The 11,727-nt window shown below is 60.3% G+C and carries 10 protein-coding genes; 7 read left to right on the top strand and 3 right to left on the bottom strand.

All coding sequences use genetic code 11. From position 1 onward, the window contains the following. Window positions 1-137: 137 nt before the first annotated feature. Together ACI77I_RS30795 and ACI77I_RS30790 are read right to left on the bottom strand one after the other, a co-directional pair. Window positions 138-1,631 (bottom strand): CoA-acylating methylmalonate-semialdehyde dehydrogenase, encoded by a 1,494-nt coding sequence (locus tag ACI77I_RS30795; RefSeq protein WP_406999937.1) that lies wholly within the window; start codon window positions 1,629-1,631, stop codon window positions 138-140. 39 nt (window positions 1,632-1,670) lie between these two features. After that, window positions 1,671-3,020 (bottom strand): aspartate aminotransferase family protein, encoded by a 1,350-nt coding sequence (locus tag ACI77I_RS30790; protein ID WP_406999935.1) that lies wholly within the window; start codon window positions 3,018-3,020, stop codon window positions 1,671-1,673. A 125-nt stretch (window positions 3,021-3,145) separates the two neighbouring features. On the opposite strand from ACI77I_RS30790, the gene ACI77I_RS30785 reads away from it, so the two are divergent. The 6 genes from ACI77I_RS30785 (at window position 3,146) to ACI77I_RS30760 (ending at window position 9,269) form a co-directional block, all read left to right on the top strand. Further along, window positions 3,146-4,066: a LysR family transcriptional regulator gene (locus ACI77I_RS30785; protein ID WP_094951774.1), complete on the top strand. Its 921-nt coding sequence runs from the start codon at window positions 3,146-3,148 to the stop codon at window positions 4,064-4,066. 87 nt (window positions 4,067-4,153) lie between these two features. Next, window positions 4,154-5,548: a uracil-xanthine permease family protein gene (locus ACI77I_RS30780; protein ID WP_406999933.1), complete on the top strand. Its 1,395-nt coding sequence runs from the start codon at window positions 4,154-4,156 to the stop codon at window positions 5,546-5,548. Between the two features lie 87 nt (window positions 5,549-5,635). Then, complete coding sequence (locus ACI77I_RS30775; protein WP_094951772.1) at window positions 5,636-6,295, top strand: TetR/AcrR family transcriptional regulator; 660 nt, start codon at window positions 5,636-5,638, stop codon at window positions 6,293-6,295. Window positions 6,296-6,307: 12 nt separating this feature from the next. Then, window positions 6,308-6,889, top strand: a complete 582-nt coding sequence (locus ACI77I_RS30770) for a YigZ family protein (protein WP_094951771.1) — start codon at window positions 6,308-6,310, stop codon at window positions 6,887-6,889. A gap of 57 nt (window positions 6,890-6,946) precedes the next feature. Beyond that, complete coding sequence (locus ACI77I_RS30765; RefSeq protein WP_242154225.1) at window positions 6,947-7,633, top strand: SDR family oxidoreductase; 687 nt, start codon at window positions 6,947-6,949, stop codon at window positions 7,631-7,633. A 277-nt stretch (window positions 7,634-7,910) separates the two neighbouring features. Continuing rightward, complete coding sequence (locus ACI77I_RS30760) at window positions 7,911-9,269, top strand: 8-oxoguanine deaminase (RefSeq protein WP_406999931.1); 1,359 nt, start codon at window positions 7,911-7,913, stop codon at window positions 9,267-9,269. A 153-nt stretch (window positions 9,270-9,422) separates the two neighbouring features. Here the strand turns inward: ACI77I_RS30760 and ACI77I_RS30755 are convergent, their stop codons facing one another. Further along, window positions 9,423-10,514, bottom strand: coding sequence for a calcium:proton antiporter (locus ACI77I_RS30755; RefSeq protein WP_094951768.1), 1,092 nt, complete (start codon window positions 10,512-10,514; stop codon window positions 9,423-9,425). Between the two features lie 175 nt (window positions 10,515-10,689). Here ACI77I_RS30755 and ACI77I_RS30750 point away from each other — a divergent pair, with 175 nt between their 5' ends. After that, complete coding sequence (locus tag ACI77I_RS30750) at window positions 10,690-11,643, top strand: adenosine deaminase (protein WP_043051475.1); 954 nt, start codon at window positions 10,690-10,692, stop codon at window positions 11,641-11,643. The last annotated feature ends 84 nt before the right edge of the window (window positions 11,644-11,727 follow it).

The following is an 11,727-nucleotide window of genomic DNA, read 5'->3' as shown; positions in this document are numbered from 1 at the left end:
CTGCGCCGGAAGTGGGGCGAATTATAGACTTCCAGAATCTGCCGTCAACACCTTTTTTCACATTTCTGTCATATCGGTCACCCCCCCCCAGAAACGCAAAAGCCGGCCCCAAGGGGCCGGCTTTCAACTACAACGCCTTACAAGCTAGGAAAGGCAAACTGCGACGCTTCATGGCTGGACCGTTGCGGCCAGCGCTGGGTGATCGCCTTACGACGGGTATAGAAACGCACTCCGTCCGGCCCGTAGGCATGTAAGTCGCCAAACAGCGAACGCTTCCAGCCACCAAAGCTGTGATACGCCACCGGCACCGGCAGTGGAACGTTCACACCAACCATACCCACTTCAATCTCGTCACAGAACAGACGCGCCGCCTCCCCGTCACGGGTAAAGATGCACGTACCGTTACCGTATTCGTGATCATTGATCAGCTGCATCGCCGCTTCCAGGCTGCTCACCCGCACCACACACAGCACCGGACCAAAGATCTCTTCTTTATAGATACGCATCTGCGGGGTCACGCGGTCGAACAGGCTGCCACCCAGGAAGAAACCTTCTTCATGGCCCGCAATACTCAACCCACGACCATCCACCACCAGCTCAGCGCCCGACGCTACGCCGTCTTCTATATAGCCACTGACCTTATCCCGCGCCTGGCCCGTCACCAACGGCCCCATATCCAGACCACAGGATGTGCCCGCGCCAATTTTCAACGCCTTGACCTGCGGCACCAGCTTGGCGATCAATGCATCCGCCACCTGATCGCCTACGCATACGGCGACCGAAATCGCCATGCAACGCTCACCGCACGAACCATAGGCCGCGCCCATCAAGGCACTCACGGCGTTATCCAAGTCCGCATCCGGCATCAGCACCGCATGGTTCTTCGCCCCGCCCAGTGCCTGCACGCGCTTGCCGCGCTTGGTCGCTTCGCAATAGATGTATTCGGCGATCGGCGTCGATCCCACAAAGCTCAGCGCTTTGACTTCCGGCGCTTCGATCAGCGCATCCACCGCGCCCTTGTCACCGTGCACCACGCTCAACACACCTTTCGGCAAACCAGCTTCCTGCAACAACTGCGCAATCAGCAGCGTAGAGCTTGGATCACGTTCCGAAGGTTTCAGGATGAAACAGTTACCGCAGACGATCGCCAGCGGGTACATCCACAGCGGTACCATGGCAGGGAAGTTGAACGGCGTAATACCGGCCACCACGCCCAACGGCTGGAAGTCCGACCACGCATCAATGTTCGGCCCCACGTTACGGCTGTACTCGCCTTTGAGAATCTCCGGCGCCGAGCACGCGTACTCCACGTTCTCGATGCCACGCTTCAACTCGCCCGCGGCGTCTTCCAAGGTCTTGCCGTGTTCTTCACTGATCAACTGCGAGATACGTGCTTCGTTCTGCTCCAGCAATTGCTTGAAACGAAACATCACCTGGGCACGCTTGGCCGGCGGGGTGTTACGCCAGGCAGGGAACGCCGCCTTGGCTGAGTCGATAGCGCTTTGAATGGTTTCACGGCTGGCCAACGGCACCTGGTGAATCACCTGACCGGTGGACGGGTTGTACACGTCGGCGGTGCGGCCGGACTCACTGACCAACTGGCCATTGATCAAATGTTGGATAAGGCTCATGCAGGGCTCCTGAAAAGTTGTTCTATATAGAAGGAGAAATCAGTCGATCTTGTTCAGCACTTCGCCGACCACGTCAAACAGACGATCCAGGTCCTGCGGCTTGCTGTTGAAGGTTGGCCCGAACTGCAACGTGTCGCCGCCAAAGCGCACGTAGAAGCCGGCTTTCCACAAGGCCATGCCAGCCTCGAATGGACGCACGATGGCATCACCGTCACGCGGGGCAATCTGGATCGCACCGGCCAAGCCGTAGTTACGAATATCGATCACGTTTTTGCTGCCCTTCAAACCGTGCAGTGCATTCTCAAAGTGCGGGGCGACTTCGGCTACGCTCTGCACCAGGTTTTCTTTCTGCAACAAGTCCAATGCCGCAAGGCCCGCAGCGCAAGCAACCGGGTGCGCCGAGTAGGTGTAGCCGTGGGGGAATTCCACTGCGTATTCCGGCGTCGCCTGGTTCATGAAGGTCTGATAGATCTCGCTGCTAGCAATCACCGCGCCCATTGGGATTGCGCCGTTGGTGACTTGCTTGGCGATGCACATCAGGTCCGGGGTCACGCCAAAGCTGTCGGCGCCGAACATCGAGCCGGTACGGCCGAAACCGGTGATCACTTCGTCGAACACCAACAGAATATTGTGCTGATCGCAGATATCACGCAGACGCTTGAGGTAACCCTGTGGCGGCACCAGCACACCAGCGGAGCCGGCCATCGGCTCAACGAACACCGCAGCGATGTTCGACGCGTCGTGCAATTCGATCAGCTTGAGCAGCTCATCGGCCAAGGCGATACCACCCAGCTCCGGCATGCCACGGGAAAAAGCATTGCTCGCCAGCAAGGTGTGCGGCAGGTGGTCCACATCCATCAAACCCTGGCCAAACAGCTTACGGTTGCCGTTGACGCCACCCAGGCTGGTGCCGGCGATGTTCACACCGTGATAGCCACGGGCACGGCCGATCATTTTGGTCTTGGTGGCCTGGCCCTTCAGGCGCCAGTAGGCACGCACCATTTTCACCGCGGTGTCGGCGCACTCGGAGCCGGAATCGGTGAAAAACACGTGGTTCAGGTTGCCTGGGGTCAAGTCGGTAATCTTTTCCGCCAGCTGGAACGACAGCGGATGACCGTATTGGAAGCCTGGGGAGTAGTCCAGGGTGCCCAACTGCTTGGAGACCGCTTCCTGGATTTCCTTGCGTGTGTGCCCGGCGCCGCAGGTCCACAGGCCCGATAACGAGTCATACACCTTGCGGCCCTTATCATCGATCAACCAACTGCCTTCGGCCGCCACGATCAGACGCGGGTCACGTTGGAAGTTGCGGTTGGCGGTGTAAGGCATCCAGTGAGCATCCAACTTCAGTTGGCTGGCCAGGGACGAAGGGGCGTTTTCGGGCATGTTCATCAGCAAAACCTCGCAAGGCAAAAGGCAGCGTCGGGATTGAAACGCGTTGTTGCAGCTAAATTGCCATGGGGATAAAGTCGGTGAAATCCAACTCTTCTAACCTTTAGTCAGGCCTTCACTAAACTATGAGCAGCCGTCGACCCGACCCACTGGCCCAAGTCAGCGACTTCGATATCCGCCTGCTGCGCATCTTTCGCAGCGTGGTGGAGTGCGGTGGCTTCTCGGCGGCAGAAACCGTGCTCGGCATCGGCCGCTCGGCCATCAGCCAGCAGATGAGCGACCTCGAACAACGCCTGGGCTTACGCCTGTGCCAACGCGGGCGCGCCGGCTTCTCCCTGACCGAAGAAGGCCGCGAGGTCTACCAATCGGTCCTGCAACTATTAAGTGCCCTGGAAAGTTTTCGCACCGAGGTCAACGGCCTGCACCAGCATTTGCGCGGCGAGTTGATCATCGGCCTCACCGACAACCTCGTCACCCTGCCCCACATGCGCATCACCCACGCCCTGGCACAGTTGAAGGAACGCGGCCCGGACGTGCAAATCCAGATCCGCATGATCGCCCCCAACGAAGTCGAGCAAGGCGTGCTCGACGGCCGCCTGCATGTCGGCGTGGTGCCCCAGGCCAGCGCGCTGTCCGGCCTGGAATACCAGCCGCTGTACAGCGAACGTTCGCTGCTCTATTGCGCGGTTGGACACCCACTGTTTTATGCCGACGACAAACAGCTGGACGACGCACGCATCGACACCCAGGACGCCATCGCCCCCACTTTCCGCCTGCCCGCCGACATCCAGGCGCATTACCAAGCACTCACCTGCACCGCCAGCGCCTCGGACCGCGAAGGCATGGCGTTCCTGATCCTCACCGGCCGCTATATCGGCTACCTGCCCGATCACTACGCCAGCCTGTGGGTGCAACAAGGCCGACTGCGCGCGCTGAAACCGACTACACGTTTTTACGATTTAAGCCTCGCATCGGTCACACGCAAAGGCCGTCGCCCTCATTTGGTGCTGGAAAGTTTTCTCGAGAGTCTGGCGGCAACGCGCTAACTCGGGCCTCTCGCCAAAAGCTGAGCAACTGGACAGCTTTTTGCAAGAGAGCAGGACCTTGAACCGTCCGCCTTGAGTTTGCCCACCATGCCACCAGAATCCTCCAGCCCCAGTGACCTGATCTACGGCCTCGATGACCGGCCAAAACCGCTGCCCGCCCTACTGGCTGCACTGCAACATGTGCTGGCCGCTTTCGTCGGGATCATTACCCCGCCACTGATCATCGGCTCCACCCTGGGCCTCACCGCCCATTTGCCCTACTTGATCAGCATGGCGTTGATGGTCTCCGGCGTCGGCACGTTCATTCAGGCACGCAGGCCATTTGGCATCGGCGCCGGAATGATCTGCCTGCAAGGCACCAGCTTTGCGTTTCTCGGCGCGATATTGTCGGCGGGTTTCCTGGTGAAACAACGCGGCGGCAGCCCGGAAGACATCATGGCGATGATCTTCGGCGTGTGTTTTTTCGGCGCAGCCGTGCAGATCGTGTTGAGCCGTTTTATCGGCCAACTGCGTCGCGTGATCACGCCCTTAGTCACCGGGATTGTCATCACGCTGATCGGCATCAGCCTGATCAAAGTCGGCATCACCGACCTAGGCGGCGGGTTTAACGCGCCGGACTTCGGCGCGCCCATCAATCTGGCGCTGGGCGTGTTCGTAGTGCTGACCATCATTGTGCTCAACCGCTCAAACACGCCATGGGTGCGCCTCTCGGCGATTATCATCGGCCTGGCCCTCGGCAGTCTGGCCGCGTGGTTCAGCGGCAAACTGGTCCCGCAAGCCTTGCCAGACTTGCCGTTGATCAGCGTGCCACTGCCGCTTCGCTTCGGTTTCAACTTCGACTGGAGCGCGTTCCTACCGATCGCGCTGATTTATCTGATCAGCAGCATCGAAACCGTCGGCGACCTCACCGCCAACTGCATGATCGCCCGCCAGCCCATCAGCGGCCCTTCTTATATAAGCCGGCTCAAAGGCGGTGTATTGGGCGATGGCGTGAGTTGCATGATCGCCGCCACATTCAGCGCCTTTCCCAACACCACCTTCGCGCAGAATAACGGCGTGATCCAACTCACTGGCGTGGCCAGTCGTTACGTCGGCTTATACATCGGCGTGTTGCTGTTTTGCCTCGGCTTGTTTCCGCTGATTGGCGCCGTGCTGCAGCAAATCCCCAAGCCAGTATTGGGCGGCGCGACCTTGGTGATGTTCGGCAGCGTCGCCGCCGCCGGTGTGCGCATCCTCGCCCAGGCACCGCTGGACCGGCGCAGCATGCTGATTATCGCCACCTCGTTCGGCGTCGGCCTGGGCATTGCCGCCCAACCGGGCCTGCTGCACTTGATGCCAGCCCTGGTGCAAAACCTGTTCGATTCCGCCATCACCAGCGGCGGCCTGACCGCCATCGTGTTGTGCCTGTTATTACCGGAAGCCAAAGTGACCTGCGCTGGCGCAAACCACGCGCCGGAAAGCGACACGCTGGAACCGCTTTGACGGTTTTATTGCATCGGGACTTGTCTGAGGCTTGAGGGTGGGTTATCTGTGCACACGTCGTCTCTATCGATCAGCACGGAAACCTCCATGAGCCTCGAAGTTCCTGCCCACAGCAACCACGCCGGTAAACCCGCCAGCCGCATTCGGCAAAAGAATGAACAAGCAATTCTCCAGGCTGCTGAAGATGAATTCGCGCGCCATGGCTACAAAGGCACCAGCATGAACACCATTGCCTCGAGTGCCGGGCTGCCCAAGGCCAACTTGCATTACTACTTCACCAACAAGCTCGGCCTGTACATCGCGGTGCTGAGCAATATCCTCGAACTGTGGGACAGCACCTTCAACGCGCTGACCGCCGAGGACGACCCAGCCGTGGCGCTCACCCGCTACATCCGCACCAAAATGGAGTTTTCCCGGCGCCACCCGCAGGCCTCGCGGATCTTCGCCATGGAGATCATCAGTGGTGGCGAATGCCTCACCGAATATTTCAGCCAAGACTACCGCGCCTGGTTCAGCGGCCGCGCCGCAGTACTCCAGGCCTGGATCGACGCCGGCAAGATGGACCCCATCGACCCCGTGCACCTGATCTTCCTGTTGTGGGGCAGCACCCAGCACTACGCCGACTTCGCCACCCAGATCTGCCGCGTCACCGGTCGCACCAAGCTGACCAAGCAAGACATGGAAGACGCCGGCACCAACCTGATCCACATCATTCTCAAAGGCTGTGGCGTCAAGCCAGCCCTATAAACGAAGCGACTTATGCCTTTCACCCTTACCGGCCTTTGCGAATTTCGTGAAGAAATACGCAAAAGCCGCTTCATCACCCTCGCGGCGCCGATCACCAGCGCGCAAGACGCCCAGGCGTTTTTCGAGCAGTACAGCGACCTCAACGCCACGCACAACTGCTGGGCCTGGAAACTGGCCGACCAGTACCGCAGCAACGACGACGGCGAACCCGGTGGTACGGCCGGGCGCCCGATTCTGGCGGCCATCGAAGCCCAAGGGTTTGATCAAGTCGCCGTGCTGGTGATTCGCTGGTACGGCGGCATTCAGCTGGGCACCGGTGGGCTGGCCCGTGCGTACGGCGGCGGCGCGAATAAATGCCTGCAGAATGCCGAACGCATCGAACTGATCAGCCGCGTGCCGCTGAGTTGCGCCTGTGGATTCTCCGAGTTGAACCTGGTGAAGCTGCGCGTCGCCGAACTCGGCGGCTTGGTGGTGGAGGAGACTTTCACCGCCAATGGCGTGGAGCTGCAATTGGCACTGGGCGAGGCGCACATCGACACCCTGCAAACCCAACTCGCCGACCTGAGCCGTGGACGCATCCTGCTGGAGCGCTGAAGCTGCTAATGTTGTTCGCTCAATGCCCCTGAACCGCGACGTCAAAGGAAGCCCTGCATGCCTACGCCAAAAACTGCACTGATCATCGGCGCCTCGCGCGGGCTGGGCCTTGGCCTGGTCAAGCAATTGCTCCAGGACGGCTGGGACGTGACCGCCACCGTGCGCGACCCGAACAAGGCGGATGCCCTGAAAGCCGTAGGCCCGGTACACATCGAGAAGCTCGACATGGACGACCAGCAAGCCGTGATCGCCTTGAGCCAGCGCCTCAAGAGTCGCACCTTCGACCTGCTGTTCGTCAACGCCGGCGTCAAGGGCCCGGCCAACCAGGAACCGGGCCACGCCACCCTGGCGGAAGTCGGCCAGCTGTTTTTCACCAACGCCGTGGCGCCGATCAACCTGGCCCAGCGTTTTGTCGGGCAGATCCGCAAAGACAGCGGCGTGCTGGCCTTCATGAGCTCGGCGCTGGGCAGCGTGACCATGCCCGATGGTTCGGACCTGGCGCTGTACAAAGCCAGCAAAGCCGCACTCAACTCCATGACCAACAGCTTCATCACCCAACTGGGTGATCACAAGCTCACCGTGCTGTCGCTGCACCCGGGCTGGGTGAAGACCGACATGGGCGGTGAAAACGCGCACATTGATGTGGAGACCAGCGTGCGTGGCCTGGTGGATCAAGTGAATGCCTATACCGGCAAGGGCGGTCATCACTTTATCGACTACAAAGGCAACACCATCGCCTGGTAACCCCACGGATCAAAATATGCGGGCGGCGGTGCGGCTTGCCCGCGATGACGTCAGCCCAGCAAACATTAATGTTGACTGACCCACCGCTTTCGCGAGCAAGCCCGCGCCCACAAGAGATCAGCGCTCAACTGAACGGCATTGGGGATGCCCCTACCGCTGGACCAGGTTCAGAACTCCACGTAATCTACCGACCTCGCCCTCACCGGCGACCCTGGATCAGCAGACAGGGCAACACTGAGCTGGCAAACCTGAACCCATCATTCAGAGGAGCCGGCCAATGCCTGCGACCCGTATCTGGTTAAAAAACCCCCTCGCGATTTTCACTGCCAATGGCCTCGACGCCCGTGGCGGCCTGGTGCTGCAAGACGGTGTGATCACCGAAGTGCTGGGCTGGGGCAAAGAGCCCGCCGTGCCGTGCGGACAAGTGTTCGACGCTCGCGAACATGTGATCCTGCCGGGGCTGATCAACACCCACCACCACTTCTACCAAACCCTGACCCGCGCCTGGGCGCCGGTGGTCAATCAGCCCCTGTTTCCCTGGCTGAAAACCCTGTACCCGGTGTGGGCGCGACTGACCCCGAAAAAACTCGCCCTGGCCTCCAAAGTCGCGCTGGCCGAATTGCTGCTCTCGGGCTGCACTACCGCGGCGGATCACCACTACCTGTTCCCCGACGGCCTGGAAAACGCCATCGACGTGCAAGTAGAAAGTGTGCGCGAACTGGGCATGCGCGCCATGCTCACCCGTGGTTCCATGAGCCTGGGCGAAGCCGACGGCGGCCTGCCGCCGCAACAGACCGTGCAACAAGGCCAAGTGATCCTCGACGACAGCCAGCGCCTGATCCGCACCTACCACCAGCGCGGCGACGGTGCACAGATCCAAATTGCCCTGGCGCCCTGCTCGCCGTTTTCGGTCACGCCGCAAATCATGGAAGCCAGCGCCGAACTGGCCAACAGCCTCGACGTGCGCCTGCACACCCACCTGGCAGAAACCCTGGACGAGGAAGATTTCTGCCTGCAGCGCTTCGGCCTGCGTACCGTCGACTACCTGGACAGCGTCGGCTGGCTCGGCCCACGCACTTGGCTTGCCCATGGCATTCACTTCAACCCGGATGAAATCGCGCGTCTCGGCGCCGCCGGTACCGGTATCTGCCATTGCCCAAGCTCGAATATGCGCCTGGCCTCCGGCATCTGCCCGACCCTGGACCTGCTCGCCGCCGGTGCGCCGATTGGCCTTGGCGTGGACGGCTCCGCCTCCAACGATGCCTCGAACATGATCCTTGAAGCGCGCCAGGCCCTGTATATCCAGCGCCTGCGTTACGGCGCGGAAAAGATCACGCCTGAAGGCGTGTTGGGTTGGGCGACAAAAGGGTCGGCGCAATTGCTGGGGCGCACGGATATTGGTGAGCTGGCGGTCGGCAAACAGGCTGACCTGGCGCTGTTCAAGCTCGACGAGCTGCGCTTCTCCGGCAGCCATGACCCGATCTCGGCGCTGCTGCTGTGCGGCGCCGACCGCGCGGATCGGGTGATGGTCGGGGGTAAATGGCGAGTGATTGACGGCCAGGTTGAAGGCCTGGATTTGAAAGGTTTGATCGCCGATCACACCCAGGCGGCGAAACAGCTGATCGCCGGAACCTAAGCCAAATACACATGCAAATGTGGGAACTGGCTTCTGTGGGAGCTGGCTTGCCTGCGATAGCATCATCTCGGTGCAACTGAAAAACCGAGGTGTCTGCATCGCAGGCAAGCCAACTCCCACAAAACCCAGCGCCCACATTGAGTTCTGCGGTCTCTATAGACCCAACAGCGACAGCATAATAAACGTCGCAAACAACACAAAATGGGTCATCCCTTCGATGGCGTTCGTTTCGCCATCGTTGAGGTTGATCGCGCTGACGATCAGCGTGATCAACACCATCACGGTTTGCACCGGTGTCATCGCCATCTGGAACGGCTGGCCGGTGTATAGCGCCATAGCCTCCATCACCGGCACGGTCAGGATCACCGTCGACAAGGACGCGCCCAGTGCGATGTTCACCACCGACTGCATGCGGTTGGCCAGGGCCGCGCGCAACGCCGTCAAAATTTCCGGCGCGGCTGAAATCGCCGCGACCACAATCGCCGTGATCACCGGCGGCGCGCCTGTGCCTTCCAGGCCGAGGTCGAGGGTCTTGGACATCACCTCAGCCAGTGCGCCAATCACGATGACGCCAAACACCAACGTACCGATGGAAAACGCGAGGCTGATCGGCGGCTCTTGTTGCTCTTCGGGCTGTTTCTTGCGGCGTTTTTCCGGGTAGCTGTAGCTGAAGAAATAACTGTGCGGCCCTACCTGCATGCGCAGGAACAGGGTGTAGAGCACCACCATCGCGCCGATGGTGAAGGCTGAGTAAATTTTCCAGTCTGCCTCGGGGATAAATTCCGGCACCACCATCGACACGCCCATCGCCGTGAGGATCATCACGCTGTAGGTGCGGGCCGAATCATCGTTGTAGGACTGTTCACCATGCTTGATGCCGCCCATCAGCGCGGCCAGGCCGAGGATGCCGTTGATATCGAGCATCACCGCCGAGTAAATGGTGTCACGCACCAGGGTCGGCGACGGCTCGTTGCTCATCATGATCGCCAGGATCACCACTTCCACCAGCACGGCGGCGAGGGTCAGGATCATGGTGCCGTAAGGGTCGCCGACCTTCTCCGCGAGCTGCTCGGCATGGTGGGCCACGCGCATCGAGGCCACGACGATAAAGCCGATCAGCCCGATACCGGCCAGCAGCGCCACCATTTGCCCGCTGTGCAGCATCCAATGCTCCAACGGGTAAGCGGCGATGGCGGCAATCAGCGCCAGTAACATGTATTTTTCTTGCTTGAGGGATGTGAGCATTCCGGGCCTTTTCATACGGCTAATCAGTCATTGATGGGGTACAGACTGCGCCACGCCGCTAACGTTTCGTTACACCTTAGTTCACGCGGCCCTTGCGTGAATAAATCCAATACTCTCCTGCTGGTCAGGTGATGGCCTGTAGAATGCCGCCATTGCACCTGATGAGATTTTACAAATGTACGATTGGCTCAACGCCCTGCCCAAGGCTGAATTACACCTGCACCTGGAAGGCTCGCTGGAGCCTGAGCTGCTGTTCGCCCTGGCCGAGCGCAATAAGATTGCGCTGCCCTGGAACGACGTCGAAACCCTGCGCAAGGCCTACGCCTTCAACAACCTGCAAGAGTTTCTCGACCTGTATTACAAGGGCGCCGACGTGCTGCGCACCTCCCAGGATTTCTATGACCTGACCTGGGCCTACCTGCTGCGCTGTAAAGCACAGAACGTGATCCATACCGAACCCTTCTTCGACCCGCAAACCCACACCGACCGTGGCGTGCCGTTCGAAGTGGTGCTCAACGGCATCGCCGCTGCACTCAAAGATGGCGAACAGCAACTGGGCATCACCAGTGGTTTGATCTTAAGCTTCCTGCGCCACTTGAGCGAAGCCGAAGCCGAGAAAACCCTCGACCAGGCGCTGCCGTTCCGTGATGCATTCGTGGCCGTGGGCCTGGACAGCTCGGAAATGGGTCACCCGCCAAGCAAGTTCCAGCGCGTGTTCGACCGTGCCCGTCACGAAGGCTTCCTCACCGTGGCCCACGCCGGCGAAGAAGGCCCACCCGAGTACATCTGGGAAGCCATCGACCTGCTGAAAATCCAGCGTATCGACCATGGCGTGCGCGCCATCGAAGACGAGCGCCTGATGCAGCGGATCATCGACGAGCAGATCCCGCTGACCGTGTGCCCGCTGTCCAACACCAAGCTGTGCGTGTTTGACGACATGGCACAGCACAACATCCTCGACATGCTCGAGCGTGGCGTGAAGGTGACAGTGAATTCGGACGACCCGGCGTACTTCGGCGGTTATGTCACCGAGAATTTCCACGCCCTGTACACCTCGCTGGGCATGACCCAGGACCAGGCCAAACGCCTGGCGCAGAACAGCCTGGATGCGCGGTTGGTAAAGCCATAACTGGATAAACACCCGTTAACAATGTGGGAGCTGGCCTGCCTGCGATAGCGGTTTAACAGTCAACCGTGAAGGTGACTGACAGAC

The sequence above is a fragment of the Pseudomonas sp. D47 genome, assembly GCF_045447305.1.
GTDB lineage: Bacteria > Pseudomonadota > Gammaproteobacteria > Pseudomonadales > Pseudomonadaceae > Aquipseudomonas.
This window is presented reverse-complemented; position numbering and strand designations above follow the sequence as displayed.